This is a genomic window from Enterobacter sp. AN-K1, assembly GCF_020971765.1.
Classification (GTDB): domain Bacteria; phylum Pseudomonadota; class Gammaproteobacteria; order Enterobacterales; family Enterobacteriaceae; genus Enterobacter; species Enterobacter hormaechei_C.
This window is the reverse complement of record NZ_CP087390.1, coordinates 4446053-4472921: the sequence shown is the minus strand read 5'-3', so window position 1 is coordinate 4472921 and position 26869 is coordinate 4446053. Positions and strand designations below refer to the sequence as shown.

Here is a 26869-nt window from a genome sequence, read left to right as displayed (position 1 = left end):
TGATAACTTATCAAAACTTCAGGACCATAACCCCTGTCTGGATCAACTCAGGATGCGATGGTGAAAAATAATCACAGAAATTTATAGAACACCGAGGTCGCCGTCATGTCCCCGTTCGGCATCAGGGCGTAGCGTGGGATCTCCCCCGCCTTTTGCCAGCCTGCTCTCTGGTAAAACGTCTCCGCGCCGCTGCCGGTTGAGGTATCAAGCACCAGTACCGTAAGCGCTTTTTCACGTGCAACCGCCTCCAGGGCTTCCATCAGCGCCATTGCCGCCCCTTTACGGCGCGCTTTCTCATGAACCAGCAATTTCGCAACATCTGCACGGTGCGGCTGGTTTTCAGGCTGATCGGTGATCAGCTGGACCGTGCCAACCAGCCCCTGCTCCGCATCAAAACAGCCCAGGACGGTACGCTCGTCGCGCCCGACGCTGTCTGCGACGCCGACCCAGAAGGTTTGGGCTTTCCCGGCAGAAAAAGGCAGCATAAAGCTGACGGAGGCGCCGCCGTTGACACAGTTCATGAGAATATCGTTCAGGGCATCGATGTGGGTGAGGATGTCCTGCCGGGAGAGAGGTTTAATCAGCATGGGAGAGTTCATTGTGCGTCCTTAGGTTGAATCTCTCCACTTTGCTATTAACATTTTTGTAACGCAATAAGTGATGACATAGGATTTCGTTATGTCATTTTTCGCCGTGGTGTTGCCGCTTCATGGCGTACATCTGCGCATCCGCATGCTTTAACCACGCCTGCATATCGTTACGGTGATGATCGAACTCGCTTAACCCCCAGGAGAACTGTAACGACCAGGGATGCAGCTGGCGCGCGTTGTAATTTTCCGTTTGTTCGACAAGATACTGCATCGCGATCCAGGCGCCAGGCTCATCGGTATCCGCAAACAGTACCGCGAACTCATCTCCCCCGAAACGTACCAGCAGATCGGCCTCGCGGAATGAGGAACGCATCAGGGCGGCCATCGCTTTCAGGGCTTTGTCGCCCTCCTGGTGCCCGAAGCGATCGTTAATCGATTTGAAATGGTCCAGATCCAGCCAGCCAAGGGTTAAGGGTTCTGCCCGACGCTGCGAAACCGACAGTGCAAACTGCGCAAACTGGTTAAACCCGCGACGGTTAAACAGCCCCGTGAGTTCATCGGTTGTGGCCGCGCTAACGGCCGCAAATTCATCCTCTGCCAGCGCGCTGAGATCGGCCAGTACGGCGGCATCCGCCGCGGTAAACTCACGAGGCGCGTAATCAATAAGACACAACGATCCCACGCACGCCCCGTCACGTAAACGCAGCGGGAAACCGGCGTAAAAGCGCACGCCCGGATCTCCCACCACCTGCGGATTATCCGCAAAGCGTTCGTCCAGCAGCGTGTCACTCACCACCAGCGGCGCGTCACCCAGGATCGTATGACCACAAAACGAGAGATCGCGAGGCTGGGTGGCAGGTACCTGGCCGTCGGCAGACTTCACGATCGCGGCGTGGTCATCCACCAGCGTAATCATCGCCAGCGGCACCCTGAAAAAGCGTGTTGCCAGCCGCGTAAGACGATCAAACGCAGGGTAATTGTCGATCTCAAGCAGACCGGACTCGCGCAGAGCATTCATGCGCTCCGCTTCATTCACGGGAATTTGAGGTGCCTTCATAACGTCTCCTGACGCTGAGCATTAGTAAAAGCGTAGCTTAAACAGAGACATTGTCAGTTCAGGAGGCACGATTTACCTCTATGACCAGCCAATGATGGATTACGTTGACGATATACTGTTGTTGCTGCGCACTCAGCGGCACGCCCTGCGGGATAGCGTGCCACTTAGCCAGACAGCCCCGACAGCAGGTTGCCGTGGCATGCTGGGCGATAAAAACCGGATGGCCGCGCATTGGCGTCTGCTTACCGTCATTCACCGGGTGTGCAGGCGCCAGCCGCGCGGCGACAAAATCAGCAGCATGCTTATCGATAGTCTCCGCGCCCTTATCCCAGCAGTATTGCCGCTCTTTCGTCCCTAAATGAAATCGTGAACGGAACGTGGAGCGAGCCAGGCGCGCGAACAGAGGATCTAACGTGGACATCAGTATACGGACCGTCCAAGGCGTTTGGTCAGCTGTTCCAGCGCCGCCACGCCCGCCAGTGAATTTCCGGTCTCGTCCAGTTCCGGGCTCCAGACGGCAATCGCCATCTCGTGAGGGACAATCGCCACGACCCCACCGCCAACGCCGGATTTAGCCGGCAGCCCCACGCGCCAGGCAAACTCCCCGGCATTCTGATACATCCCGCTGGTTGCCATTAAGGCGTTGATCTGCCGGGCCTGCATCGGGGAGACAACGTCCTCGCCCAGATGCGGGGCATGGCCCTGATGCGCCAGAAACAGAAAAGTCTGCGCCAGTTCGACGCAGTTCATCTTCAGCGCGCAGTAATGAAAATAGTTTTGCAGCACCGTGGCGACGTCATTATGAAAGTTGCCGAAGGACTTCATCAGCCAGGCAATGGCGGCGTTACGTGCAGAGTGTTCAAATTCAGAGCGCGCTACCACCGGATCGTAGGCGATGTCCTGCACGCCGGAAAGCTGCCGCACAATCTGGAGCATCCGCTGGCGCGGCGCGCTCAGCCGGCTTTGCAGCATATCGCACACCACCAGCGCCCCGGCGTTAATAAACGGGTTACGCGGCTTACCCTGTTCGATTTCCAGCTGGAGAAGGGAGTTGAACGGCTGACCGGACGGATCTTTGCCCACCCGCTGCCAGATCTCCTGCTCGTCATACTGGCGCATGGCGGCAACGAGGCTAAGCACTTTTGAGATCGACTGAATCGAAAAGCGCTCAAGCGCGTCTCCCGCCTGAAAACGCTGACCGTCGACAGTACAAATGGCGATACCGAGCTTATTACCGCTGATCGAAGCCAGCGCGGGAATGTAATCGGCAACCTTACCCTGCCCCAGTAACGGACGAACCTGCGCCAGAATCTCGTCCAGCATCTCATTATGGATGACCGCAGCCACACTTTGCTCCTTGCCCTCAGGCTAAAACGGGCTGCGAGTATAACAGAGGCTGATACGTCACGTCAGGCAGGGAGACGAAAACGCGAGACGGCCTGCAACAAAAGATCGGACTGCTTATGCAGGTGCTCAGAGGCATTTGACGCTTCGCTAACCAGCACATCTGTCCGACGCGATACCTGATTCAGCGCCTGAAGCTGACGGGTCATCTGATGAATGCTGTCCCCCTGATTCAGGGTAGCCAGCGAAATATCATTCAGCAGGCTGCTCAGATTCGCCACCAGCCCGGTGACCTGTTGCAAATTCTCTTCCAGACGGTTTACCACCTGAGAACTTTCTTCAATGCCCTGTAGCGAGTGGTTAATTAGCGCCTGGATGGTTTGCGTAGAGTGACTGCTTTTTCTGGCCAACAGCCCCACTTCCCGGGCAACCACCGCAAATCCGCGCCCCTGCTCTCCTGCATGGGCGGCTTCAATGGCAGCATTGAGGGCGAGAATGTTGGTCTGAAACGCCACGCTGTCGATCATCGCGACGATCCCGCGCATCTCTGAGGATCGGTCGACGATCGTCTGCATCGAGCCATTCACCGCTGACATCATTTGCTCCCCACCAGCGGCAGCCTGTCGGGCTTCATCCGCGCGCGAGCGGGCGAGTTTAGCATAACCCGTGTTCCCCTCAACGTGGGTTTCGAGATCGGCGATGTGTGCGGTCACCTCCTCCAGCTCTTTGGCCTGTCGCGTAGACTGCTGATAAAGCTTCTGATTCCCCTGCGCAAGCGATCCGATATTTTCAACCATGGAGGTAGTGGCCTCGCTGACCTGGGTCACCAGTTGCTGGAGCCCGCGCTGCATGGCGGTAATACTGCCGCTGAGCTGGCTGATTTCACGGTTAAAGCGCACAACGTCAGGCGGCGTGCCTGACAAATCCCCTGCCGCAAGCTGGTTAATCTGGATAATCAGACGGCGTAGCGGGGATATCACCCACTTCGCCATTCCGAACCAGACGGCTATGGCAATGGCCAGTAGCACCAGCGGCGCAAACAGGAACAGCCGTTGCAGACCTGAGAGTTGTTCCATGAGCGACTGACGCCCCTGTATCGTCTGCTTCTCACTCCGTTGCTGATAGCGTGCGAAATTGTCATTAAAATCGGTCTGAAACGCCTGGGCGGGTACGGCGAAAAAGAGGTCGATGCTGTTGGTTTTCACCAGCCCCTCCGCCTGCTCTCGGATGGCGTCGAAAAACAGCTGATAGCTGTTAACCAGCCCGTTGTCTTTCGGCGGATTAAGCGCGAGCCAGGCCTGCCATGCCTGCTGTGACGCCGCCAGGGATTTTTGCGCCTCGTCCATCAGGCTATGCCAGCTTCCTTCCGAGCCGGTCTCTTTATCCTGCATAAAGTACACGCCGGAGCGGTTGAGCAGATCGCTGGCCGCCAGCAGAGAAATACGGGCCTGATCCAGCCTGCTCTGCTGCTGCCAGGCCAGCTGATTGCGCTGTTCGTTACGCTGGGCTTCATTCAGGGAGGCGGTCAGCAGGAAGGAGGAAGAGAGTTGCAGGGCGGAGAAAAGGCCAATGATACAAAAGATGCCGGTCAGCAGGCCAAACTGACGAGGGATAAAGCGCGGCGCAAGACGACTAAAAATTTGCGTTAGGTTCATAATTTTCTTCTGTAACAATACGTTAGACGCGAGCGAGTCTACGAAACGAAAATGACAGAACCATTACGCAAAAATGACAGGAAACGTGAACTGCCGGGTAGCGGCCTGGCCTTACCCGGCAACAAGACTAGACGCGATCCTTCCACACCGTCTGCACATTACAGAACTCATGCAGACCGAAATGAGAAAGCTCTCGCCCGAAGCCGCTCTTCTTCACCCCGCCAAACGCGACGCGCGCATCGCTGGCGCTGTAGCCGTTGATAAACACCCCGCCGCACTCCAGCTCACGCGCGAAGGTTTCAGCCAGCGCATCGTTCGCGGTAAAGACCGTCGCCGATAAGCCAAAATCGCTGTCGTTAGCCAGCTGCAACGCGTGCGCCGCATCGTTCGCGATGGTAATTGCCGCCACCGGACCAAACAGCTCCTGACGAAAGGCCGTCATCTGTGGGGTGACGCCGCCGAGTACGGTTGGGGCATAATAGTTTCCGCTCCCGGCAAGCTTCTCTCCGCCGAGCAGCAGGGTCGCCCCTTCCGCCAGCGTAGCCTGCACCTGCTGATGCAGTTCATCGCGAAGATCAAATCGCGCCATCGGGCCAATATAGTTATCTTCCTCATCCGGTGCGCCTATCTTCAGCGCCTTGACCGCGTCAACAAAGCGTTGGGTAAAGGCGTCCGCCACGCCCGCTTCCACAATAAAGCGTTTCGCCGCCGCACAAACCTGCCCGGTATTCTGATAACGTCCGGCCACCGCCGCGTTGACGGCCAGATCCAGATCGGCATCGTTCAGAACGATAAACGGATCGGAGCCGCCCAGCTCCAGCACGCATTTCTTCAGCGCCGCGCCCGCCTGCGCGCCAATTGCCGCACCAGCCCGAACGCTGCCGGTTACGGTCACCGCCGCGATACGACGATCGTTAATCGCCTGACTGACGCCGTCATTCGTCGCATTCACCCAGCCAAAGACCCCCTCCGGGAAACCGGCATCCGCGAACACCTTCCCGATCAGCTCCGCCGAGCCGAGCACATTTGGCGCATGTTTAAGCAGATAGCTGTTCCCTGCCAACAGGATCGGCACCGCACCGCGCAGCACCTGCCAGAGCGGAAAGTTCCACGGCATAACAGCCAGAATCGGCCCCAGCGGGCGGTACTCAATCACTGCATTATCGACCTGGGTAGATTCCGGGTGCAGCATCGCCGGGCCGTGTTCAGCGTACCAGTCGCAAAGGCTGGCGGATTTAGCCACCTCCGCACGCGCCTGCACAATGGGCTTGCCCATCTCCCGGGAGATAGTCTGCGCCATCTCTTCCGCACGACTACGCAGCGCCGCACCCAGATCGCGAAGTTTTTGCGCCCGGTGCGCCACGCTTTCGCGTCGCCACTGACGAAAACCGGTATCCGCCTGCGCAATGGCACGCTCAACGTCACCGGACGTTGCCCACGGGTAAGCAGCCAGCGTTTCGCCGGTAGCCGGGTTGACAGAGTGGGCATGGGTAGCAGATGAATAGGTCATGATGTTCTCCACGTAATAACAGTTGATTGATTGTGGCCTACTCTGCTATTTCTTAAAAATGAATAATACTCACCACCTTATTCACGAATCGAGAACGGTATGGACTTAACACAGCTTGAGATGTTTAACGCCGTCGCACTGACCGGCAGCATTACCCAGGCGGCGCAGAAGGTACACCGGGTGCCGTCAAACCTCACCACCCGCATCCGACAGCTAGAAGCGGATCTCGGCGTGGAACTGTTTATTCGCGAGAATCAGCGCCTGCGGCTTTCCCCCGCCGGGCACAATTTTTTGCGCTACAGCAAGCAGATCCTGGCGCTGGTTGACGAAGCGCGAATGGTCGTCGCCGGGGATGAACCGCAGGGATTATTCTCGCTCGGCGCGCTGGAAAGTACCGCCGCCGTGCGCATTCCGGAAAGTCTGGCGCGGTTTAACCAGCGCTATCCGCGCATTCAGTTTGCGTTGTCCACCGGGCCTTCCGGTACGATGATTGACGGCGTGCTTGAGGGGACGCTCAGCGCCGCCTTTGTCGACGGGCCGCTCTCGCACCCGGAACTGGAAGGGATGCCGGTTTACCGGGAAGAGATGATGCTGGTCACCCCTGCGGGTCACGCAGAAGTATCAAAAGCCACGCAGGTGAGCGGCAGCGACGTGTATGCCTTTCGCGCCAACTGTTCTTACCGGCGTCATCTGGAGAGCTGGTTTCATGCCGACCGGGTCACGCCGGGAAGGATCCATGAGATGGAGTCCTATCACGGGATGCTCGCCTGCGTGATTGCCGGGGCAGGCATTGCGCTAATGCCCCGCTCCATGCTGGAGAGCATGCCGGGGCATCATCAGGTGGCGGCGTGGCCGCTGGCGGAAAACTGGCGCTGGCTCACCACCTGGCTGGTGTGGCGACGCGGGGCGATGACTCGCCAGCTTGAGGCGTTTATCGCGCTGCTGAACGAGCGTCAGCCACCAGCGCCCAGTTGTTAATGTTGAACGTAGTCCTGGAGTCGAAGGAAAATTTTCCCCTTCATATACAACGTGGCCTGCCCGCCAATCAGCACGCGGTCGCCTTTCAGCTCGCAGCGCAGATCCCCGCCGCGCAAGGAGACCTGGCGGGCCGACATCTGCGTTTTACCGAGCTTTTCGCTCCAGTACGGGATCAGCATGCTGTGAGCTGATCCCGTCACCGGATCTTCCGGCACCCCTTCCCCCGGGCAGAAGAAGCGGCTGACGAAATCATACTCATCCCCCGGCGCCGTAACGCAGACCATTTTCCCCAGCGGGAGCATAGCCGCGATATCCGGCGTCAGCGCCTCCACCTGCCGCTGGCTGTCGAGCACCACCATGTAGTCACGCCCCACACGCACCTCGTTTGCCGCGTTAATGCCCAGCGCGCTGAACAGCACTGCGGGTGGAGTATCGACAACCTCAGTTGACCACGCTGGGAAATTAAGCGTCAGCCAGTCGCCGCTGCGTTGTACCGTCAGATCGCCGACAAAGCGCGTGGTGAAGGTGATTTCCGTATGCGGATAATCCAGGTATTCGAAAATAACGTGAGAAGCCGCGAGGGTTGCGTGGCCGCAGAGGTTTATTTCATCCTGCGTGGTAAACCAGCGCAGTTCAAACCCGTTATCCGTTCGGACAAAGAACGCCGTCTCTGACTGATTATGCTGCTTCGCCATCTTCAGCAGCGTCTCATCCGGCAGCCACGCTTCCAGCGGACACACCGCCGCCGCATTGCCGCCGAACGCCCTGTCGCTGAAGGCATCTACCAGATAAAAATCAATTTCCTGCATCGTTTGTTCCTCTTAGATTTATTCAGCGCAGAAATACTGTGCCCTTCAGATACAGCGCCGCCTGCCCGCCCATCCGCACGCGGTCGCCCTTGAGTTCGCAGCGTACGTCGCCACCACGGGCAGAAACCTGGCGGGCAAACATCTGTGTTTTGCCAAGCCGTTCACTCCAGTACGGGATCAGCATGGTGTGCGCGGAGCCGGTGACAGGATCTTCCGGCACGGCCACGCCTGGCGAGAAGAAACGGCTGACAAAGTCGTATTCCCCCTCGTCCCGGGCAGTGACAGCCACTTTATGCTCGCCCGGCGTCATGGCGGAGAAATCCGGATTAAGGGCTTCAACCTGCTCGCGGCTCTCCAGTACCAGCACCCAGGCGCGGCCTTTTCGCGCCTCGACGTAGTGGCTGATACCGAGTGCGGTGAGCATCTCCGGTGGCGGCGTCTGTGCCTGCGTCGGGCAGGCCGGGAAGTCCAGCGTCATCCAGTCACCTTCACGACTGACGGTCAGGCGACCAGAGGCAGTGTCAAAATGAAGGCGTGAGTCCGGATAATCCAGTTCGTGAAACAGTACATACGCTGCGGCAAGCGTCGCGTGACCACAGAGATTAACCTCGGTGAGCGTGGTGAACCAGCGCAACTCGATCCCCCCTTTGGTACACACAAAAAACGCGGTTTCTGACTGGTTATGCTGTTGTGCCATCCGCAGTAACGTCTCATCCGGTAGCCACGCGTCGAGCGGGCACACCACCGCCGGGTTGCCGCCAAAGGAGGACGCGCTGAACGCATCTACCAGATAAAAATCAATCTCCTGCATCGTGTTACCGCCTGTTTTTGTTGTGTTGTTCTTTATCTTCGATGAAAATACCCCCGTTCGCTACCGCTGCATGAAGGTAAATTTTGTGATTCACATCACATAACGGTTGAGTTTTCGCCGTTTAAGGCTTTAAGATCGTCTCCTCATCTTTCAGGCAACGAATCCCAGATATCCCTATGACAACACACACGGTTTCCCGCAGGGTCGCGTGGCTACGCGTGGTCACGCTCGCCATCGCCGCGTTTATTTTCAACACCACGGAATTTGTTCCGGTTGGGCTGTTGTCCGACATCGCCGCCAGCTTCCATATGGAAACGGCACAGGTTGGCATTATGCTGACCATCTATGCATGGGTGGTGGCGCTGATGTCGCTGCCGTTTATGCTGCTGACCAGCCAGATGGAACGTCGTAAGCTGCTGATTGGGCTGTTTGTGGTGTTCATTGCCAGCCATGTGTTGTCATTTATGGCATGGAACTTTACCGTGCTGGTCATCAGCCGCGTTGGCATCGCGTTTGCCCATGCCGTTTTCTGGTCGATCACCGCGTCCCTCGCCATTCGTCTGGCTCCGGCGGGAAAACGCGCCCAGGCGCTGAGCCTGATTGCCACCGGTACGGCGCTGGCGATGGTGTTAGGCCTGCCGATCGGGCGCATTGTGGGACAATACTTCGGCTGGCGCACCACCTTCTTTGCCATCGGTATGGGGGCGCTGATCACCCTGGTGTGTCTGATCAAACTGCTGCCAAAACTGCCCAGCGAACACTCCGGCTCGCTGAAAAGTCTGCCGCTGCTGATGCGTCGACCGGCGCTGATGAGCATCTATCTGCTGACCGTGATTGTGGTGACCGCCCATTACACGGCCTACAGCTATATTGAGCCGTTTGTTCAGGTTGTGGCGGGCTTTAGCGCTAACTTTGCCACCGTTCTGCTGCTGATCCTGGGCGGCGCGGGGATTATCGGCAGCATCCTGTTCGGGAAGCTGGGCAATAAGCACGCGTCTGCGCTGGTAAGCAGTGCGATTGGTCTGCTGCTGGCATGCCTGCTGTTACTGATGCCTGCGGCAGGCAGCGAGAGTCATCTGGCGATCCTCAGTCTGTTCTGGGGCGTGGCAATCATGATTATTGGTCTGGGAATGCAGGTCAAAGTGCTGGCGCTGGCCCCGGACGCCACGGACGTAGCGATGTCGCTCTTCTCCGGGATTTTTAATCTGGGGATTGGAGCCGGTGCGCTGGTGGGAAATCAGATCAGCCTGCATGTATCGATGTCGGCCATTGGTTATCTCGGGGCGATTCCGGCGCTGATCGCGCTGATCTGGTCGGTGCTTATCTTCCGTAAATGGCCGGTCGCGATGGAAGAACAGTCCAGCCACGGTTGACGTTTGTTATGCCGGGTGGCGGCTTCGCCTTACCCGGCCTACGAAGCATTAATATCCGTGTTCTTCATCACCGCCAAGATAACGGAATCTTTCATCTGTCATTTTGGTCTGACAATCATAGATACCGATTCTCGTTGCCAGAGGAGTGGTTGCAGAAGACGCATCGCTTTATATTCATAAGAATTATATCCATTGCGAGTAGGCCGGGTAAGGCGAAGCCGCCACCCGGCAACGTTCTCAATGATACGTCTTAACAATCTCCAGCACGCCGTTAATAATAAACTGCACGCCCATACAGACCAGCAGAAAACCCATCAGTCGGGAGATAGCTTCAATCCCCCCCTTACCCACCCAGCGCATAATCGCCCCGGAGCTGCGCAATGACCCCCAGACGATAATAGCGATAAGCGCAAAAATGATCGGCGGCGCAACGGTGATAACCCAGTGCGGGAATGTCGTCCCATCACGCACCGTTGAGGCGGAACTGATGATCATCGCAATCGTCCCCGGCCCCGCCGTGCTCGGCATGGCTAACGGCACAAACGCGATGTTGGCGCTCGGTTCGCTTTCAAGCTCCTCCGATTTGCTTTTGGCTTCCGGGGATTCGTGCGCTTTATGCGCCGGGAACAGCATCCGGAAACCAATAAAGGCCACAATCAGCCCGCCAGCAATACGCAGACCGGGAATCGAAATACCAAAGGTATTCATCACCAGTTGCCCGGCGTAATAAGCCACCATCATTATGGCAAAGACATAGACAGAGGCCATCATCGACTGCTGATTGCGCTCTGCGCTGTTCATGTTCCCCGCCAGCCCCAGAAAAAGCGCCACCGTCGTTAACGGGTTCGCCAGCGGCAGCAACACCACCAGTCCAAGCCCCACTGCTTTAATCAAATCCAACATAATGCACCGCAGTCCTTATCCTTATTCAACATCGCAATTATAGGGGCAAATCCTCGTCCGGAGCCATCCGACAGCGTAACCATAATTGTCTCGCGTAATTCATAACCCCAGATTATCTGTATGATTTAAAAGCGTACAGAATAAGTTCCTGAAGCGTTTTAGCATTTCGTGGCATCGGCCGATTCATTCAGTTGACTTATACTTGCCTGAGCAATAATATCTGCCGTGACTAAACTACTTGCCAGGGCAACCATTGTGAAAAGCACCAGTGACCTCTTTAACGACATAATCCCACTGGGTCGTCTTATTCATATGGTTAACCAGAAAAAAGATCGCCTGCTCAATGACTATCTGTCACCGCTGGATATCACCGCAACACAGTTCAAAGTGCTGTGTTCCATTCGCTGCGAAGTGTGTATCACGCCGGTTGAGCTGAAAAAGGTGCTCTCTGTCGATCTGGGTGCGTTAACCCGCATGCTGGATCGTCTCGTCTGTAAAGGATGGATAGAACGAAGCCCTAACCCGAATGACAAACGTGGCGTACTGGTGAAACTGACCAGCGATGGCGCGGCCATGTGTGAGCAATGTCATCAATTAGTAGGACAAACACTGCACCAGGAACTGACAAAAAACTTATCGGCAGATGAAGTGGCAACGCTTGAGCTCTTACTCAAGAAAATCCTGCCGTAAACAGAAAAAGAGGTATGACGATGTCCAGACGCAATACTGACGCTATCACCATTCATAGCATTTTGGACTGGATCGAAGATAACCTGGAATCTCCACTCTCTCTTGAGAAAGTGTCTGAGCGTTCAGGTTACTCAAAATGGCACCTGCAACGGATGTTTAAAAAAGAGACCGGCCATTCATTAGGACAATATATTCGCAGCCGCAAGCTGACGGAGATTGCCCAAAAACTGAAAGAAAGCAATGAGCCGATCCTCTATCTGGCGGAACGCTACGGATTTGAATCGCAACAAACCCTGACGCGTACGTTCAAGAACTACTTTGACGTGCCGCCTCATAAGTACCGTATTACCAGTATGCCGGGTGAATCCCGTTATCTGTATCCGCTAAAACATTGCAGTTAATCATCGCCTGTTAAGACGTAACCGAGGAAATCATGAAATTTATCGCCTCCGCCGCCCTCACCTTGCTGGTGCTGGTTTCCGGCCAGAGCTTCGCGGAGCAAACCCCCAATGCGGGGCAGCAAAATAATCGTGACACCATGATTATGCCGTCCACGCAAAACCAGTCGCCCTGGGACTTCAATCACATGGGCGCTGGCAGCGACAAATCCGACGAATTAGGCGTGCCGTATTACAACCACGACCTGTAATTCGTTTTTGCCCCGCTAATGCGGGGCTTTTTTCTGCCTTAACCCCGCACCTGCGTTGCCCGACGCACCCGCAAGCCAAAGACGTTGATATACAGCCCGGCCATAATCAGCCCTGCGCCACACAGTTGCAGCACGCTGAGCGTTTCATCCAGCAACAGTGCGGCGCTGGCAAGCCCGACCACCGGTACCAGCAGCGATAATGGCGCCACACGCCAGGTTTCATAGCGTCCGAGCAGCGATCCCCAGATACCATAGCCAATGATTGAGGCGACTAACGCCAGGTAGATCAGCGACAAAATCGTCGTCAGGTCGATCTCCACCAGGCTTTTCAACATCGCCTGCGGACCATCCAGAATAAACGACGCGGCCATAAACGGCACGATTGGGATCAATGCGCTCCAGACCACCAGCGATAAGACCGGCGGACGCGTCTCGTGCTGCATTATCAGTTTGTTAAAGATATTGCCGCACGCCCAGCTCAGCCCCGCCGCCAGGGTGAGCATAAAGCCTAGCAGCGCGACATGCTGACCGTTGAGGCTGCCTTCAATCAGCACCAGCACGCCAAAGACCGCAAGGCTAATGCCCGCCAGCTGCTTGCCCTGCAAGCGTTCGCCGAAGACAAATGCGCCGAGAATGATGGTAAAGAACGCCTGCACCTGAAGCACCAGCGAAGCCAGGCCCGCAGGCATACCGAATTTGATGGCGCAAAAAAGAAACGCAAACTGACCAAAGCTGATGGTAAGGCCGTAGCCCAGCAGCAGCTTAAGGGGAATTTTCGGGCGGGCAACGAACAGCAGCGCCGGGAAGGCCACCAGCAGGAAGCGCAGCCCCGCCAGCATCAGTGGAGGCATGTTGTGCAACCCCATTTTGATGACCACAAAATTGAGTCCCCACACCACGACAACCAGCAACGCTAACAGCCCGTCTTTCCGCGTCATTTTCCGCCCCTGAATTATTAAAATTTTGTAAACACTTCAAGGTAACAGAAAAAATAGCCCCGCGAGAAGATCATTAATTCTGGTACTGGAGAGAAGCACCTGCGGATAAATTGGGTGCTATACAAGCTGCCGATCCCATGATAATCCTGTAATAACACAACAAAAAAAGCATAAGCATTTGTCGGGCAGGAAAATGAAACCATCAATCAGGCGCTCAACCGCAGCGCTGCTGGCATCGTCATTGTTATTAACAATTGGCCGCGGGGCAACGCTGCCCTTTATGACCATATATCTCACACGCGTGTACGATATGAGCGTGGAGAATATTGGCTATGCCCTTACCGTGGCGTTGACCATTGGCGTGGTGTTTAGCCTGGGGTTTGGCATCCTGGCGGATAAGTTCGACAAAAAACGCTATATGCTGATCGCCATCGTAGCCTTTATCGCCGGGTTTGTGGCGATTCCGCTGATGAATAACGTGACGCTGGTGGTGCTGTTCTTTGCCCTGATTAACTGCGCCTATTCCGTCTTCTCAACGGTGCTGAAAGCATGGTTTGCCGACGTGCTGACCTCCAGCGAAAAGGCGCGCGTTTTCTCACTCAACTACAGTTTCCTGAACATTGGCTGGACGATCGGGCCGCCGATCGGCACCCTGCTGGTGATGTACAGCCTGCAACTGCCGTTCTGGCTGGCCGCCTTCTGTGCCGCACTGCCGCTCGGGTTTATCCATTTCTTTGTGCAGAAAAGCATAGCCTCAGACAGCCCTGAGGAGAAAATGCCGTGGCAGCCCTCGGTGCTGCTGAAAGACCGGGCGCTGTTCTGGTACACGCTCTCCGGCCTGCTGGCGTCGTATGTGGGTGGATCGTTCGCCACCTGCATTTCCCAGTATGTCCTCGCCGCACATGCGGACAGTGATTTCGCAGAAAAGGTGGTGGCCGTTGTGCTGCCCGTCAACGCGGCGGTGGTCGTCACCCTGCAATACGCGCTTGGACGTAAGATCACCGCCAGCAATATTCGTCCGTTAATGACCGCCGCGACGCTTTTTTTCATCCTCGGGCTGGGCGGGTTTATGCTTTCCGGCGAGAACCTGATTTACTGGGGGATCGCGGCGGCGATTTTCACCCTGGGTGAAATTATTTATGCACCGGGTGAATACATGCTGATCGACAATATCGCCCCGCCGGGCATGAAGGCGAGCTATTTCTCCGCCCAGGCGCTGGGCTGGCTCGGCGCGGCGGCGAACCCGATGATCACCGGGCTCATCCTGACCCATCTGCCGCACTGGTCATTATTTATCATTATGATGGCCGCCATCATTGCGGCCTGGCTGATGATACTGCGCGGGATGCGCGTGAAAAGTGAAGATAGCGTGTCGGGTGGCGCTGCGCTTACCCGACCGACAAAACCCTAATCGTAAGCCGGGTAAGGCGAAGCCGTCACCCGGCAAAACCAACACCCTAGTGGTGCAACATCTCCTCCACCACCTGCTCTTTGTACATCTCATTCGGGTAGTAGGTCGGCCAGTTATCCATCTCTTTCAGCAGCGCCTCGTGGGAGGTGTTGCCCATAAAGATATGGAAGTGAGAAGAGGCTTTCGGCCCGATGATATGGTCGCTGAACTGCACAAACTTAGGCGCCTGGCTCGCGTTATCCTTGCATTCAAACAGGTAGCGCACGCCTTTTTTCCCCGACGCATAGGTCAGAATTTTGTAGCCGCTGTAGTCGTAGCGGCAGCTGCTCACCGTTTTGCCTCGGTGGAATTCCATCACGTTGTTTTCAATGCCGATGGCGTCCACGTCCGTCGCGTACCCCTTGCGGTAGTAGGTCTTCACCTCGGCAGCGGATTTTTCTCCCTTCTGCGCTTTCTTTTCGAAAACCGGATCCAGTGAACCATCAAGCAGGAACGGATAAACGGACTGCCAGGTCCCGTCCCAGTCAGACAGCTTCCTGTCCCTGACGTCTTTATCCTCAAAGACGCCGTTTGCCGCCTTCTGTTCCGCCTCTGTCATCTGATGACCGTGCGAATGGGCAAAAAGCGAGCCGCTTACCAGCAGCGTTCCCAGAGTCAGCGCAATTTTTGCAAGTTGTGCAGCCACAGCAAAATCCTCATTCCGTTTTATAAGAATGAGGATGTTATATTATAACATTTCAGATCGCAACCAGCCCGCGAACGCCCTCCTGCTCCATGTTCTCCCCGCGCCCCTGCTGGACGATGCTGCCGCGCGACATCACCAGATAGCTGTCGGCCAGCTCTGCCGCAAAATCATAAAACTGCTCCACCAGCAGGATGGCCATATCCCCCCGGTTCGCCAGGCTGCGGATCACCTGCCCAATCTCTTTAATCACCGACGGCTGAATACCTTCCGTGGGTTCATCCAGAATCAGTAACCGTGGACGGCTCGCCAGCGCGCGACCTATCGCCAGCTGCTGCTGCTGACCACCGGAAAGATCGCCTCCGCGTCGGTGCTTCATCTCCTTCAGCACCGGGAAAAGCTGCCAAATCTCCTCTGGTACGCTCCTTGCGTTTCCCGCGGAGAAGCGTGACAGCCCCATCAGCAGGTTTTCTTCTACGGTCAGACGCGGAAAAATCTCCCGCCCCTGCGGAACATAGGCCACGCCGGACTGCACCCGCTGGTGCGGTTTACTGTGAGTGATGCTCTTTCCCTGCCAGACCACCTCCCCGCCTTTCACCGGGATCAGCCCCATCAGGCACCTCAGCAGCGTGGTTTTGCCCACCCCGTTGCGCCCCAGCAGGCAGGTAACTTCCCCGACGACCGCCTCAAAGCTCACCCCGCGCAGAATATGACTTCCGCCGTAGTACTGATTCAGTTCGCTAACCTGTAACATCACCTCTCCTTAACGTCCCAGATAGACGTCAATTACCTGTTCATTGGCCTGTACCTCGCGAAGCGAACCTTCCGCCAGTACCCGCCCCTGATGCAGCACCGTGACGTGGTCGGCGATGGTCTCGACGAAACCCATATCGTGCTCAACCACCATCAGCGAATGCTTGCCTGCCAGGGTGCGGAACAGCTCGGCAGTGTATTCCGTCTCTGCGTCGGTCATACCGGCGGCGGGTTCGTCCAGCAGTAACAGGTGCGGGTCCTGCACCAGCAGCATGCCGATCTCCAGAAACTGCTTCTGTCCGTGGGAAAGCAGTCCGGCACGGCGATCGCGCTCGCTGCCAAGCCGCAGCAAAACCAGCATCTCATCAATGCGGTCGCGCTGCTCGCCGCTGAGCGTGGCCCGCAGGCTCGCCCAGACGGACCTGTCGGCTTTCATGGCGATTTCGAGGTTTTCCCCTACGGTCAGCGCTTCAAACACGGTCGGCTTCTGGAACTTACGGCCAATGCCCTGACGGGCGATGGCCGCCGGTTCCAGGGCAGTCAGATCGATGGACTGATCGTAAATAGCTTTCCCGCTTTTTGGCCGGGTTTTGCCGGTAATCACGTCCATCAGCGTGGTTTTACCGGCGCCATTAGGGCCAATGATGCAGCGCAATTCTCCGACGCCGATGTTCAGCGAGAGATCGGTCAACGCCTGAAAACCGTCGAAACTGACGTTAATGGCCTCGAGCTGCAACACCGGATCGGTCTGCTCGCGGTAACGGTCGCCAGGTAGCTGGCGGGTAAAGAGTCCTTCAGAGGGCTGCATTAATTCTCTCCCTTACGAAACAGACCGAACACGCCGCGCGGTAAAAACAGCGTCACGGCGATGAAAATCAGCCCCAGAAACAGCTGCCAGTACTCCGGCATCGCCACGGTGAAAAAGCTCTTCGCACCGTTGACCAGCGCCGCGCCAATCACCGGGCCCACCAGAGTGCCGCGTCCACCCAGCGCTACCCAGATGGCCGCTTCAATCGAGTTGGTCGGCGACATTTCACCCGGGTTGATAATGCCCACCTGCGGAACGTACAGCGCTCCCGCCAGGCCACACAGCACGGCGGAAAGCGTCCAGACCAGCAGCTTGAAACCGCGCGGATCGTAGCCGCAGAACGTGAGACGGTTTTCCGCATCGCGCACCGCCGTTAAAATGCGGCCAAATTTACTCTTCGCCAGCGCGTAGCCTGTGCCCAGGGCCAGAAGCAGCAGCACGACCGTTGCGAGAAACAGCGCGATCCGCGTGGTGGTCGCCGTGACGGAAAACCCGAGCAGCGTGGTAAAGCCGGTAAAGCCGTTATTGCCGCCAAAGCCGGTTTCGTTGCGAAAGAACAGCAGCATGCCCGCGTAGGTCAGCGCCTGGGTCATGATGGAGAAATAGACCCCTTTGATCTTCGAGCGAAAAGCAAACCAGCCGAAGACCAGCGCCAGCAGGCCGGGGATCGTCACAATTAACACCAGAGCCCATGCAAAATGCTGCGTTCCCCACCAGAACCAGGGCAGCTCGCTCCACGAGAGAAACGACATAAACGCGGGCAGCCCGTCCCCGGCCGCCTGGCGCATCAGGTACATGCCCATCGCATAGCCGCCCAGGGCGAAGAATATTCCGTGCCCCAGTGAGAGCATACCGGCATAGCCCCAGACCAGATCGAGGGCCACGGCGACAACTGCGTAGCAGAGGATCTTGCCGATGAGCGTCAACATCCACGTAGAAACGGCCAGCGGATGCGTTGCGGGCAACAGCGCGAGAAAAGGCAGCACCAGCAGCGCCGCAACCAGCAGACTGCCGAAGATTTGCGTGGAGCGCGGTGCCCTGCGCGCCAGTGTTAAGGTCAATGGCTGGCTCATCAGTCTGTCACCCTCCCTTTAAGTGCGAATAACCCCTGCGGACGTTTCTGAATAAACAGAATGATCGCCACCAGAATCAGGATTTTGCCCAGCACGGCGCCCATCTGCGGTTCAAGAATTTTATTGAAGATCCCCAGACCAAAGGCCGCCGCGACGCTACCGGCCAGCTGGCCGACGCCGCCGAGCACCACCACCAGGAACGAATCAATGATGTATCCCTGGCCCAGCTCCGGTCCCACGTTCCCCAGTTGGGACAATGCCACGCCGCCCAGCCCGGCAATGCCGGACCCGAGGCCAAACGCCAGCATATCTACCCGTCCGGTGGGGACGCCGCAGCAGGCCGCCATGCTGCGGTTTTGCGTCACCGCCCGCACGTTCAGCCCCAGACGCGTTTTATTCAGAATGAGCCAGGTGAAGAACAGCACCATCAGCACAAACCCGAGCACCACAATGCGGTTCCACGGTAGCGTCAGGTTGGCGAAAACCTGCACCCCGCCGGACAGCCAGGCCGGGTTTGCGACCTCAAGGTTCTGGGCGCCAAAGGTCATGCGCACCAGCTGGATAAGCATCAGGCTGATCCCCCAGGTGGCGAGCAGGGTTTCCAGCGGGCGGCCATACAGATGGCGGATCACCGTGCGCTCCAGCACCATCCCGATACCTGCCGTCAGGCAAAACGCCACCGGCAGCGCCACCACCGGATAAAGCGCCAGCCACTGAGGCATCCACTGCGCCATAACCTGCTGCACCATCCAGGTGGCATACGCCCCGAGCATCAGCATTTCGCCGTGGGCCATGTTAATCACCCCCAGCAGACCATAGGTGATAGCCAGCCCGAGCGCGGCCAGCAAGAGTACCGATCCCAACGACAAGCCCATGAAGGCCTGCCCCAGCAGTTCGCCCCACATCAGCCGGTGCTGAATACGGTCCAGGCTCTCAGCGGCGGCGGCACGTACCCGTGCGTCCGGCTCGGTTTGCGCCCGGGTGAACGGCGTCAGCGTGGCCTGAACGTCCGGATCGTCAGACTGTCCCAACAGTTCAACCGCGTTGAGGCGCGTTTCCGCCTGCGGACTCGCCAGCTGAAGATTTGCCAGCGCCAGCCTCAGCGACTGTCGGGTGACGTCATCCGTTTCGCGGTTAGCCCGCTGTTGCAGAAACCCGAGCATATCCGGCTGAGCGTCACGCTGAAGTTGCCGCGCGGCATGACGCCTTTCGGTGACACTGTCACTGACAAGCTGATGCGTCGCCAGCGCCGTGACGGTTAACACGCGCAGCCGGTTGGTCAGCCGCACGGCTTTGGTCGTTCCTTCGGCGCTCTTTGCCGCGCCCAGGGCAACCATTTCGCCGTCGATGCGGGTAAAAGCCTTCTTCTGGCTGTCGGTGTAGAGGTTCTCCTGTTGCAGCGCCTTAAGCAGCGGCAAACGTGCAGGTTCCGGCGTGGCTGCCCAGCGGGTCAGCATGGCGGTCTGCTGGCTGCGGCTAGCGGCAACGAAATCATCGGCATCCGATGCCTGCACCATCCCTGGCAGCAGTCCGGTAAGCCACACAATCGCAATAATTATGCGCATGGCGTTCATGACGTCTCTCCCTGGTGGTTGCTTAGTTGCTGGCGGTTTTCATCGGCTGGTCAGGTTTTTTGTCATTCCCGGCGATAAACGGGCTCCACGGCTGAGCGCGTACCGGCTGTTCGGTTTGCCAGACGACATTGAACTGGCCGTTGCCTTCGATTTCACCAATCATGACGGGCTTATGCAGGTGGTGGTTGGTGGCATCCATGGTCAGCGTAAAGCCGGACGGCGCGTTGAACGACTGGCCCGCCATTGCCGCGCGCACTTTGTCCACGTCGGTTGTCCCCGCTTTTTCAACCGCCTGCGCCCACATATGCAGGCCGACATAGGTCGCTTCCATCGGATCGTTGGTGACGACGGTATCGGCATTCGGCAGCTTATGGGCTTTCGCGTAGGCTTTGTAGGCCGCGACAAAGGTCTGGTTGGTCGGGTTATCGACGGATTCAAAGTAGTTCCACGCCGCCAGGTTACCCACCAGCGGTTTGGTATCAATGCCGCGCAGTTCCTCCTCGCCCACCGAGAACGCCACCACCGGCACGTCCGTGGCTTTCAGCCCCTGGTTCGCCAGCTCTTTATAGAAAGGCACGTTGGAATCACCGTTGATGGTGGAGACCACTGCCGTTTTACCGCCCGCGGAGAATTTCTTGATACTGGCGACGATGGTCTGGTAATCGCTATGACCAAACGGGGTGTAGACCTCTTCAATATCTTTATCTTCCACGCCTTTCGAGTGCAGGAAGGCGCGCAGGATCTTGTTCGTGGTGCGCGGGTAAACGTAGTCCGTTCCCAGCAGGAAGAAGCGTTTCGCGCTGCCGCCGTCCTCGCTCATCAGGTACTCCACCGCCGGGATCGCCTGCTGGTTAGGCGCCGCGCCGGTATAGAAGACGTTAGGTGACATCTCTTCACCTTCATACTGCACCGGATAGAACAGCAAACCGTTCAGCTCCTCAAAAACCGGCAGAACTGATTTACGCGATACGGAGGTCCAGCAGCCAAACACCACGGCGACCTTATCCTGGCTCAGAAGCTGGCGGGCCTTTTCGGCAAACAGCGGCCAGTTGGATGCCGGGTCAACCACCACCGGCTCCAGCTTTTTCCCGAGCACGCCGCCTTTGGCGTTGATTTCGTCGATGGTCATCAGGGCGACATCTTTCAGGGGCGTTTCTGAAATGGCCATCGTGCCGGAGAGTGAGTGCATGATCCCGACTTTAATGGTCTCTGCGGCCTGGACGCCAAAACTGACCCCCATGGCGACCACGGAGGCGGACAAGGCGAACGCTTTTATAAAGGTACGACGGTGCATATTTTCACTCCTGAAAAAGAAATCTGTGCGAAGACGTCCGTTACCGCCCGGACGCAGAAAAAGTAACGTCAGTTTCAGGAGAGCAAAAAGGGTGCCAGGTTGCAGAGGCAGGATTTAAACGGGTTCGAAGAGAGGATCTACGGGAAACGACTCAGAATGGTACAGCGCTGCACTGTAATAATGCAGCGCTGTGAACGATGTTACCAGACGTCGCTGGCGATTTGCGTCACCAGGCGAACTTTATCCCACTGCTGGGCTTCGCTCAGGCTGTTACCCTCTTCCGTGGAGGCAAATCCGCACTGTGGGCTGAGGCAAATCTGCTCTTTCGCCACGTAGCGCGCGGCCTCTTCCAGACGCGCTTTCACCCCTTCCGGGTTCTCCAGTTCACCGTGCTTGGTGGTGATTAGCCCCAGAACCACCTGCTGTTTACCCGGGCGCACAAAACGCAGTGGCGCAAAGTCGCCGCTACGGTCGTTGTCGTACTCCAGGAAGAACGCGTCGACGTTCACCGTACCGAACAGCACCTCCGCCACCGGCTCATAGCCGCCTTCGGAAATCCAGGTTGAGCGGAAGTTGCCGCGGCAAACGTGTAGCCCAATGGTCAGATCGTCCGGTTTGTCCTCCAGCGCCTTATTCAGCACCCGGGCATAGGTTCGGGCAAGTTCGTCTGCATCATCACCGCGCTCGCGGATCTGCCGGCGCTGGTCTTCTGAACAAAGGTAGGCCCAGACGGTGTCATCCAGTTGCAGATAGCGGCAGCCTGCATCGTAAAAGGCCCGAATGGCATCGCGCCAGGTGGTCGCCAGATCGTCAAAGTAATCTTTCAGATCCGGGTAGACCGTGGCATCAATATCCTTGCGGCCACCGCGGAAGTGCAGCACGCTCGGGCTCGGAATAGTCATCTTCGGCTGTGCGTTACCGCTGATGCTTTTGAGGTAGCGGAAATCTTCCAGCATAGGATGATCGCCGAAGCCCAGTTTGCCCGTTACGCGCACGCCATGGGCTTTGGTCTGCACCCCGTTGAACTGAATGCCCTGCTGCGAATCATAACGCTCTACGCCCTGTAGCCCGTCAAAGAAGTCAAAGTGCCACCAGGCGCGGCGGAATTCACCGTCCGTTACCACATGCAGACCGCAGGCGCACTGCTGCTCGACAACATGGCGAATGGCCTCGTCCTCAACCGCGCGAAGCTGACCGGCATCGATCTCACCGCTGGCAAATTGCAGACGGGCCTGTTTAACAGAATCCGGGCGTAAAAAACTGCCGACTACATCGGCGCGGTACGGGGCGTGGTGTCGCTGCATGGAAATCTCCTCTGTCTGTCGGCGTTAATTGCCCACAGTGATAATTCATCTCTTGAATCTTTAGACTTCTGGATGTCTAAACGTCCTAAAAGATGTCATACCGGCTCGCCGCCGACAAACGAGAAAATTTCATCTGTGTTGAAATAAATTCATGTTCACAGAGCGGGTGATGAAGATCCCGCAAACGCGAACCGCTCATCTTCCCAGCCGGTCATGCCCCCGAGCATAATCTTGACCGGCAAACCCAGTCGCGCCAGCTTCAGCGCCGCCCTGTCCGCCCCGTTGCAGTGCGGGCCTGCACAATAGACGACAAACAGCGTGCCCTCTGGCCACGCTTTCATCCGCTCGGCGGTGATCTGGCTCCAGGGTAAATGCAGCGCGCCGGGCAGATGCCGCCGGGCAAAATGTTCAGGTTTTCCGACAACGTGCAGCAGAACAAAGTCCTGCTCACCGCTGGATACCGCGTGATGGACATCGGCGCAGTCCGTCTCGACGCTCAGACGACGCAGAAAATGCCCCACGGCTTCCTGCGGCTCAGCAGCCGGAAATTCAGTAACATAGCTCATGAATCTTCCTCATTTGTGGTGTTTGTGTTAACACTACTCTATCCCTTAATTCAGCCCATGAATGCGTCCGCCTATGCCAGAAAACAGCAAAAAGATGACAAACTTAAGACATCCCTCGCCGCGCGCGGTCGTGCTGGCATATGACGGTTTATGTACCTTTGAGTTTGGCGTGGCGGTAGAAATCTTTGGCTTGCCGCGCCCGGAGATGGGCGATGACTGGTATCAGTTCGCCGTGGCGAGCGTGGATGACGGCGAACTTCGGGCAACGGGCGGGATCCGTATTCTGGCCGATGGCGATCTGGGTCTGCTGGAAACGGCGGATCTGGTTGTCGTACCCGGCTGGCGAGGGCTGGACGAACCCGTACCCGACGCGCTCTGCCAGGCGCTCCGCGCGGCGCATGCCCGCGGTTGCCGGCTACTCTCGATCTGTTCTGGCGTATTCGTTCTGGCAGCCTCAGGCCTGCTTGACGGGCGGAAGGCAACCACCCACTGGCGCTACACTCAAGCTCTGAAAGCACGCTATCCCGCTATCACCGTGGTCGAAGATGTGCTGTACCAGGATGAAGGCGATATTCTCACTTCCGCAGGCAGCGCCGCGGGGATTGATCTGTGCCTGCACGTGGTGCGCCGGAATTACGGTATTGAAGCGGCAAACCGCGTGGCGCGTCGGCTGGTGATCCCGCCCCATCGGGACGGCTCGCAAACCCAGCAGCTTAGCCGACCGGTGGCTCAGTTGCGGGAGAGCCAGCGCCTGGGCCAGCTGTTTGATTATCTTCACCAGCATCTGGCCGTTTCCCATACCGTCGAATCGCTGGCCCTGCGGGTGGGTATGAGTCAGCGCACCTTTCTGCGCCGTTTCCAGGACGCGACCGGAACAACGCCCGCGCGCTGGTTATTAACTGCACGATTGCAGCGGGCAAAAGATTACCTCGAAAACAGTCGGCTCAGCATCGACAATATTGCGGAACAAACCGGTTTTGGACAAAGCGGCACGCTGCGCCACCATTTCCGGCAGCAATTTGCGCTTTCGCCCGCGCAATATCGCAAACAATTTTCACAGCCGGTACGATAAACGGGCAAAAAAAAACCGCCATAATCTGGCGGTAAATGCTTGCATGGATAGATTTGTATTTTGGTATCTACGCTCCGGTATTCCATACCGGGATGTGGATCATCTGCAATCTACCACTGTGAGCCTCAACGAAGCATAAACGAATCGATTAACCCGCTTTGGTATTAATTTGCAGATAACGCATCAGCCCCTGCTCTGCACTCTGGCGGGCATCATCATTAATCGCTTCGAGATAAAACGCACGAGAGACCCCATACGGCGCCTGCTCGGATGGGTAAACGGCGAACTGGAAGGTTTTGCCCCTCGCCTTATTGGTACAGCCCAGCTCCCAACGATCTTCACTTACCTGGGTGCTATTACATTCGACACGTCCGTAATCGCTGGTTAAATACGATCCGACACGGCTTTTTGCTGACTGAATATATTCTGGTTCTTCATTTGAATAGATGCTGGCCGCAGCACCCACCGCAACCACTACGCCCAGAAGTGATAGCACGATTATTTTTTTCATTTATTCGATCCAATCCTTAGCCAGAAAAATCTTATTGTAAATGATTTCCCAATAAATCTAGCTTCTCTTTGCATACCAGAAATGGGAGTTTACAACGGCGATATTGCTTTTAAGAATAGTCTTAAGTGAGTTTTATTGCGACCACAATTTTTGACAGTCTATTTTCTCAAATTTAAACAGTCGAATAATTACTCTATGAAATTATCCCTACGATGACCGTAGCGTATTTTCAGGGGATAAAGGATGTTCAGAAAAGAATTTTCGCTACTGCTGGTGATTAGCGCCCTGTTCTCAGGGCAGATTTTGGCGGAGCACAAAGGGCATGAATTTGTGTATGTGAAAAACGCCGACCATCAGCTTCGTCATGAAGCTGACAGCGACGAGTTACGCAGCGCGGCTGAGGAGTCTGCGGAGGGGTTGCGCGAGCACCATGCCTGGCAGAAATCGCGCAAACCGGATACCCACTCTGCGGGTTAGCTGCCTTTACGCTTCGGCAGGGTCTTCATCAAATCGTCAGGGCTGACGGAGGCCACAATGCTTCCCGGCGGCGGCATTTTGAAGATGTGATTCTTCATCTTGCCGATAACGTGCATTTCACACGGACGGCAGTCAAACTTCAGCGTCAGCACTTCATCGCCATTCACCAGCTGCATCGGCGTCGCTTTCCAGCTTTTAATATTGCCTTTCGCCTGTTTCGGACAAAGGTTAAAGGCAAACCGCAGGCAGTGTTTGGTGATCATCACCGGCACATCGCCCTTCTCTTCATGCGCTTCATACGCGGCGTCAATCAGCTGCACGCCGTGACGATGGTAAAACGCACGCGCTTTGTGGTTGTAAACGTTCGCGAGGAACGAGAGATGCGTGTCCGGGTAGACCGGCGCAGGCACCGTTTCGGCCTTACGGCTGCCGCGCGGATAGTTTGCCAGACGTGCTTCATCCAGCATCTCTGCCGTTTCACGGCGGAACTGGTTCAGCAGGCTGTTCGGCACGAACAGCGCGTCCGGCAGATTCACCTCAGTATTGCGCGCGTAATAAATGGTCTGCCCCAGCTTCGCCACGCCATCCTTGAGGTTGCTAAGCGCTTTCTCCGCATTGTTCGCCACCTCGAACAGGCCGTCGAGCGTATGCGTCACGCTGATACCGTCTTCGCAGGTCATGGTCAGGATCAGCTGCTCTTCCCAGCCCCCCAGCGCGATATCCACCGCAATGCGGCGCTCGCTGGAGGTCTTGAGCAAGGCCTGCTGCCAGTTGTGATCCAGGTTACGGTTAAGCGCCGCATTAGGACGGGCTTTGTAGAGATCGGCAGGCATTTCGTTCGGCCAGACGCGATAGCGATTTTCGCCGGTTTTCTCCACCGTATTGGCGCGGAAACCCACTACTTCACGTTTGATCATCACGTTGAGACCATCGCCGTTCGCCAGCGGCTCTGTAACCTGAACGTCAAGATGATCTTTCGCCACTTTCAGCACTTCACCCACCGGTAAACCGATAAACTTCGGTGAATCGAACGCGCCAATATCCCCTTTACGGGCATTCACGAAATAGTCCGTGCTGCCGCGGTGGAAGGTCTTGTCCGTCGACGGAATAAAGAAATGCTCTGTACGACCGGCGGACGCGCGCGCCAGGTCACCGCGATCGTCGATGATGGCATCCAGCATCTGACGATAATGGGCGGTGATATTTTTCACGTAGCTCATGTCCTTGTAGCGCCCTTCAATTTTGAAGGAGCGTACACCGGCATCGATCAGCGCGCCGAGGTTGGCCGTCTGATCGTTATCTTTCATCGACAGCAGGTGTTTTTCGAATGCCACCACGCGGCCCTGATCGTCTTTCAGGGTATAAGGCAGACGGCAGGCCTGAGAGCAGTCGCCCCGGTTAGCGCTGCGCCCCGTCTGGGCGTGAGAGATATTACACTGCCCGGAATACGCCACACACAGCGCACCGTGGATAAAGAATTCAATGGTCGCGTCGGTCGCCTGGTGGATATCGCGGATCTGGTTCAGGTTCAGCTCGCGCGCCAGAACAATCTGCGTAAACCCGACGTCCGAAAGAAACTTCGCCTTCTCAACGGTGCGGATATCGCACTGGGTGCTGGCATGCAGCTCAATCGGCGGGATATCCAGTTCCAGAACGCCCATATCCTGAACGATCAGGGCGTCAACGCCGGTCTGGTAGAGATCGGTAATAAGACGCTGCGCGGGCTCAAGCTCATCATCATGAAGAATGGTGTTCAGGGTCACGAACACCTTCGCCCCGAAACGGTGGGCGAACGGGACCAGCTCGGCAATGTCGCGCAGGCTGTTGCTGGCGTTATGACGGGCACCGAAGCCAGGGCCGCCAATGTAGACGGCATCTGCTCCGTGAAGAATGGCTTCACGGGCAATGGCGGCGTCGCGGGCCGGGCTTAGCAGTTCAAGATGATGGGAGTGCAGGCGCATACTTCGTCGTTATCCGTTATGGTCAAAATGGCGGCTATTGTAGTCAGAAGTCTGTGCCAGTGAAACCGTTTTGCGA

28 protein-coding genes are annotated in these 26869 nt (G+C 56.8%); 8 read left to right on the top strand and 20 right to left on the bottom strand.

Annotation, left to right across the window (positions count from 1 at the left end; all coding sequences use genetic code 11):
- Positions 1–71: 71 nt before the first annotated feature.
- From LOC22_RS21205 to sad, 6 genes are all read right to left on the bottom strand, one after another.
- Positions 72–599, bottom strand: a complete 528-nt coding sequence (locus LOC22_RS21205) for a GNAT family N-acetyltransferase (protein ID WP_047735375.1) — start codon at positions 597–599, stop codon at positions 72–74.
- Between the two features lie 82 nt (positions 600–681).
- A complete protein-coding gene (locus LOC22_RS21200) occupies positions 682–1647 on the bottom strand; it encodes a sensor domain-containing diguanylate cyclase (protein WP_047735373.1) in 966 nt (321 codons plus the stop codon).
- 58 nt (positions 1648–1705) lie between these two features.
- Entirely contained in the window at positions 1706–2068 is a 363-nt protein-coding gene (locus LOC22_RS21195; protein WP_003857163.1) for a DUF4186 domain-containing protein, read from the bottom strand.
- The gene (glsB, locus tag LOC22_RS21190; RefSeq protein WP_015570529.1) at positions 2068–2970 is read right to left on the bottom strand and encodes a glutaminase B; all 903 of its coding nucleotides are present in this window, start codon (positions 2968–2970) and stop codon (positions 2068–2070) included. Before glsB ends, LOC22_RS21195 begins: the two co-directional genes overlap by 1 nt.
- An 86-nt stretch (positions 2971–3056) precedes the next feature.
- Positions 3057–4646 (bottom strand): methyl-accepting chemotaxis protein, encoded by a 1590-nt coding sequence (locus LOC22_RS21185; RefSeq protein WP_230239186.1) that lies wholly within the window; start codon positions 4644–4646, stop codon positions 3057–3059.
- 127 nt (positions 4647–4773) lie between these two features.
- Entirely contained in the window at positions 4774–6156 is a 1383-nt protein-coding gene (gene sad / locus LOC22_RS21180) for a succinate-semialdehyde dehydrogenase (RefSeq protein WP_047733356.1), read from the bottom strand.
- 99 nt (positions 6157–6255) lie between these two features.
- Here sad and ptrR point away from each other — a divergent pair, with 99 nt between their 5' ends.
- Positions 6256–7134: a putrescine utilization regulator PtrR gene (ptrR, locus tag LOC22_RS21175; protein WP_017382364.1), complete on the top strand. Its 879-nt coding sequence runs from the start codon at positions 6256–6258 to the stop codon at positions 7132–7134.
- On the opposite strand, the gene LOC22_RS21170 is transcribed toward ptrR, so the two are convergent.
- Both LOC22_RS21170 and LOC22_RS21165 read right to left on the bottom strand, forming a co-directional pair.
- The gene (locus LOC22_RS21170; protein WP_017693432.1) at positions 7131–7943 is read right to left on the bottom strand and encodes a PhzF family phenazine biosynthesis protein; all 813 of its coding nucleotides are present in this window, start codon (positions 7941–7943) and stop codon (positions 7131–7133) included. The genes ptrR and LOC22_RS21170 overlap by 4 nt on opposite strands.
- Before the next feature lie 22 nt (positions 7944–7965).
- On the bottom strand, positions 7966–8754 hold the full coding sequence (locus LOC22_RS21165; RefSeq protein ID WP_017693433.1) for a PhzF family phenazine biosynthesis protein: 789 nt from the start codon (positions 8752–8754) through the stop codon (positions 7966–7968).
- A gap of 176 nt (positions 8755–8930) precedes the next feature.
- On the opposite strand from LOC22_RS21165, the gene LOC22_RS21160 reads away from it, so the two are divergent.
- Entirely contained in the window at positions 8931–10127 is a 1197-nt protein-coding gene (locus LOC22_RS21160) for a sugar transporter (protein WP_023296611.1), read from the top strand.
- A gap of 237 nt (positions 10128–10364) precedes the next feature.
- Here the strand turns inward: LOC22_RS21160 and LOC22_RS21155 are convergent, their stop codons facing one another.
- Entirely contained in the window at positions 10365–11030 is a 666-nt protein-coding gene (locus LOC22_RS21155; RefSeq protein WP_017693435.1) for a MarC family NAAT transporter, read from the bottom strand.
- Between the two features lie 255 nt (positions 11031–11285).
- On the opposite strand from LOC22_RS21155, the gene marR reads away from it, so the two are divergent.
- The 3 genes from marR to marB are packed head-to-tail and all read left to right on the top strand — an operon-like array spanning position 11286 to position 12369.
- On the top strand, positions 11286–11720 hold the full coding sequence (marR, locus tag LOC22_RS21150) for a multiple antibiotic resistance transcriptional regulator MarR (protein WP_017383983.1): 435 nt from the start codon (positions 11286–11288) through the stop codon (positions 11718–11720).
- Between the two features lie 20 nt (positions 11721–11740).
- On the top strand, positions 11741–12121 hold the full coding sequence (gene marA / locus LOC22_RS21145; protein ID WP_001303241.1) for an MDR efflux pump AcrAB transcriptional activator MarA: 381 nt from the start codon (positions 11741–11743) through the stop codon (positions 12119–12121).
- 32 nt (positions 12122–12153) lie between these two features.
- Complete coding sequence (gene marB, locus LOC22_RS21140; protein WP_015570538.1) at positions 12154–12369, top strand: multiple antibiotic resistance protein MarB; 216 nt, start codon at positions 12154–12156, stop codon at positions 12367–12369.
- 38 nt (positions 12370–12407) lie between these two features.
- Here the strand turns inward: marB and eamA are convergent, their stop codons facing one another.
- Positions 12408–13307 (bottom strand): O-acetylserine/cysteine exporter, encoded by a 900-nt coding sequence (eamA, locus tag LOC22_RS21135; protein WP_017383984.1) that lies wholly within the window; start codon positions 13305–13307, stop codon positions 12408–12410.
- A 193-nt stretch (positions 13308–13500) separates the two neighbouring features.
- Here eamA and ydeE point away from each other — a divergent pair, with 193 nt between their 5' ends.
- A complete protein-coding gene (gene ydeE, locus LOC22_RS21130) occupies positions 13501–14718 on the top strand; it encodes an efflux MFS transporter YdeE (protein ID WP_048247391.1) in 1218 nt (405 codons plus the stop codon).
- A gap of 46 nt (positions 14719–14764) precedes the next feature.
- Here ydeE and zinT read toward each other — a convergent pair whose 3' ends face one another.
- The 8 genes from zinT to LOC22_RS21090 all read right to left on the bottom strand — a co-directional run bounded on the left by zinT (position 14765) and on the right by LOC22_RS21090 (position 22772).
- The gene (zinT, locus tag LOC22_RS21125) at positions 14765–15403 is read right to left on the bottom strand and encodes a metal-binding protein ZinT (RefSeq protein WP_023296607.1); all 639 of its coding nucleotides are present in this window, start codon (positions 15401–15403) and stop codon (positions 14765–14767) included.
- 52 nt (positions 15404–15455) lie between these two features.
- On the bottom strand, positions 15456–16154 hold the full coding sequence (urtE, locus tag LOC22_RS21120) for an urea ABC transporter ATP-binding subunit UrtE (RefSeq protein ID WP_032103021.1): 699 nt from the start codon (positions 16152–16154) through the stop codon (positions 15456–15458).
- Positions 16155–16163: 9 nt separating this feature from the next.
- On the bottom strand, positions 16164–16961 hold the full coding sequence (urtD, locus tag LOC22_RS21115) for an urea ABC transporter ATP-binding protein UrtD (RefSeq protein WP_015570541.1): 798 nt from the start codon (positions 16959–16961) through the stop codon (positions 16164–16166).
- On the bottom strand, positions 16961–18034 hold the full coding sequence (gene urtC / locus LOC22_RS21110) for an urea ABC transporter permease subunit UrtC (protein WP_015570542.1): 1074 nt from the start codon (positions 18032–18034) through the stop codon (positions 16961–16963). The genes urtD and urtC overlap by 1 nt, the downstream gene beginning before the upstream one ends.
- Complete coding sequence (gene urtB, locus LOC22_RS21105) at positions 18034–19608, bottom strand: urea ABC transporter permease subunit UrtB (protein ID WP_015570543.1); 1575 nt, start codon at positions 19606–19608, stop codon at positions 18034–18036. Before urtB ends, urtC begins: the two co-directional genes overlap by 1 nt.
- 22 nt (positions 19609–19630) lie before the next feature.
- Positions 19631–20902 (bottom strand): urea ABC transporter substrate-binding protein, encoded by a 1272-nt coding sequence (gene urtA, locus LOC22_RS21100; RefSeq protein WP_015570544.1) that lies wholly within the window; start codon positions 20900–20902, stop codon positions 19631–19633.
- A 200-nt stretch (positions 20903–21102) separates the two neighbouring features.
- Complete coding sequence (locus LOC22_RS21095; RefSeq protein WP_230239185.1) at positions 21103–22206, bottom strand: cobalamin-independent methionine synthase II family protein; 1104 nt, start codon at positions 22204–22206, stop codon at positions 21103–21105.
- 155 nt (positions 22207–22361) lie between these two features.
- The gene (locus tag LOC22_RS21090; RefSeq protein ID WP_023300088.1) at positions 22362–22772 is read right to left on the bottom strand and encodes a rhodanese-like domain-containing protein; all 411 of its coding nucleotides are present in this window, start codon (positions 22770–22772) and stop codon (positions 22362–22364) included.
- A 73-nt stretch (positions 22773–22845) separates the two neighbouring features.
- Between LOC22_RS21090 and ftrA the strand changes: the two genes are divergently transcribed.
- A complete protein-coding gene (gene ftrA, locus LOC22_RS21085) occupies positions 22846–23844 on the top strand; it encodes a transcriptional regulator FtrA (protein ID WP_230239184.1) in 999 nt (332 codons plus the stop codon).
- Positions 23845–23992: 148 nt separating this feature from the next.
- Here ftrA and LOC22_RS21080 read toward each other — a convergent pair whose 3' ends face one another.
- Positions 23993–24355, bottom strand: a complete 363-nt coding sequence (locus tag LOC22_RS21080; protein WP_015570547.1) for a hypothetical protein — start codon at positions 24353–24355, stop codon at positions 23993–23995.
- A gap of 243 nt (positions 24356–24598) precedes the next feature.
- On the opposite strand from LOC22_RS21080, the gene LOC22_RS21075 reads away from it, so the two are divergent.
- Positions 24599–24832, top strand: coding sequence for a DUF2554 family protein (locus LOC22_RS21075; RefSeq protein ID WP_230239183.1), 234 nt, complete (start codon positions 24599–24601; stop codon positions 24830–24832).
- Here LOC22_RS21075 and LOC22_RS21070 read toward each other — a convergent pair.
- Positions 24829–26793, bottom strand: coding sequence for a peptidase U32 family protein (locus tag LOC22_RS21070; RefSeq protein WP_032648288.1), 1965 nt, complete (start codon positions 26791–26793; stop codon positions 24829–24831). The two genes, LOC22_RS21075 and LOC22_RS21070, sit on opposite strands and share 4 nt — an antisense overlap.
- Positions 26794–26869: the final 76 nt, after the last annotated feature.

What these genes read in the sequence shown, in the direction of transcription:
- ftrA (WP_230239184.1), top strand. Translation starts at nt 22,846, where the DNA reads ATGCCAGAAAACAGCAAAAAGATGACAAACTTAAGACATCCCTCGCCG.
- glsB (WP_015570529.1), bottom strand. Translation starts at nt 2,970, where the DNA reads ATGCTGGACGAGATTCTGGCGCAGGTTCGTCCGTTACTGGGGCAGGGT.
- urtA (WP_015570544.1), bottom strand. Translation starts at nt 20,902, where the DNA reads ATGCACCGTCGTACCTTTATAAAAGCGTTCGCCTTGTCCGCCTCCGTG.
- LOC22_RS21195 (WP_003857163.1), bottom strand. Translation starts at nt 2,068, where the DNA reads ATGTCCACGTTAGATCCTCTGTTCGCGCGCCTGGCTCGCTCCACGTTC.
- sad (WP_047733356.1), bottom strand. Translation starts at nt 6,156, where the DNA reads ATGACCTATTCATCTGCTACCCATGCCCACTCTGTCAACCCGGCTACC.
- LOC22_RS21200 (WP_047735373.1), bottom strand. Translation starts at nt 1,647, where the DNA reads ATGAAGGCACCTCAAATTCCCGTGAATGAAGCGGAGCGCATGAATGCT.
- ptrR (WP_017382364.1), top strand. Translation starts at nt 6,256, where the DNA reads ATGGACTTAACACAGCTTGAGATGTTTAACGCCGTCGCACTGACCGGC.
- LOC22_RS21070 (WP_032648288.1), bottom strand. Translation starts at nt 26,793, where the DNA reads ATGCGCCTGCACTCCCATCATCTTGAACTGCTAAGCCCGGCCCGCGAC.
- urtB (WP_015570543.1), bottom strand. Translation starts at nt 19,608, where the DNA reads ATGAACGCCATGCGCATAATTATTGCGATTGTGTGGCTTACCGGACTG.
- LOC22_RS21170 (WP_017693432.1), bottom strand. Translation starts at nt 7,943, where the DNA reads ATGCAGGAAATTGATTTTTATCTGGTAGATGCCTTCAGCGACAGGGCG.
- LOC22_RS21185 (WP_230239186.1), bottom strand. Translation starts at nt 4,646, where the DNA reads ATGAACCTAACGCAAATTTTTAGTCGTCTTGCGCCGCGCTTTATCCCT.
- LOC22_RS21075 (WP_230239183.1), top strand. Translation starts at nt 24,599, where the DNA reads ATGTTCAGAAAAGAATTTTCGCTACTGCTGGTGATTAGCGCCCTGTTC.
- urtE (WP_032103021.1), bottom strand. Translation starts at nt 16,154, where the DNA reads ATGTTACAGGTTAGCGAACTGAATCAGTACTACGGCGGAAGTCATATT.
- LOC22_RS21205 (WP_047735375.1), bottom strand. Translation starts at nt 599, where the DNA reads ATGAACTCTCCCATGCTGATTAAACCTCTCTCCCGGCAGGACATCCTC.
- urtC (WP_015570542.1), bottom strand. Translation starts at nt 18,034, where the DNA reads ATGAGCCAGCCATTGACCTTAACACTGGCGCGCAGGGCACCGCGCTCC.
- marB (WP_015570538.1), top strand. Translation starts at nt 12,154, where the DNA reads ATGAAATTTATCGCCTCCGCCGCCCTCACCTTGCTGGTGCTGGTTTCC.
- LOC22_RS21160 (WP_023296611.1), top strand. Translation starts at nt 8,931, where the DNA reads ATGACAACACACACGGTTTCCCGCAGGGTCGCGTGGCTACGCGTGGTC.
- eamA (WP_017383984.1), bottom strand. Translation starts at nt 13,307, where the DNA reads ATGACGCGGAAAGACGGGCTGTTAGCGTTGCTGGTTGTCGTGGTGTGG.
- LOC22_RS21155 (WP_017693435.1), bottom strand. Translation starts at nt 11,030, where the DNA reads ATGTTGGATTTGATTAAAGCAGTGGGGCTTGGACTGGTGGTGTTGCTG.
- LOC22_RS21090 (WP_023300088.1), bottom strand. Translation starts at nt 22,772, where the DNA reads ATGAGCTATGTTACTGAATTTCCGGCTGCTGAGCCGCAGGAAGCCGTG.
- LOC22_RS21095 (WP_230239185.1), bottom strand. Translation starts at nt 22,206, where the DNA reads ATGCAGCGACACCACGCCCCGTACCGCGCCGATGTAGTCGGCAGTTTT.
- LOC22_RS21080 (WP_015570547.1), bottom strand. Translation starts at nt 24,355, where the DNA reads ATGAAAAAAATAATCGTGCTATCACTTCTGGGCGTAGTGGTTGCGGTG.
- marA (WP_001303241.1), top strand. Translation starts at nt 11,741, where the DNA reads ATGTCCAGACGCAATACTGACGCTATCACCATTCATAGCATTTTGGAC.
- urtD (WP_015570541.1), bottom strand. Translation starts at nt 16,961, where the DNA reads ATGCAGCCCTCTGAAGGACTCTTTACCCGCCAGCTACCTGGCGACCGT.
- LOC22_RS21165 (WP_017693433.1), bottom strand. Translation starts at nt 8,754, where the DNA reads ATGCAGGAGATTGATTTTTATCTGGTAGATGCGTTCAGCGCGTCCTCC.
- ydeE (WP_048247391.1), top strand. Translation starts at nt 13,501, where the DNA reads ATGAAACCATCAATCAGGCGCTCAACCGCAGCGCTGCTGGCATCGTCA.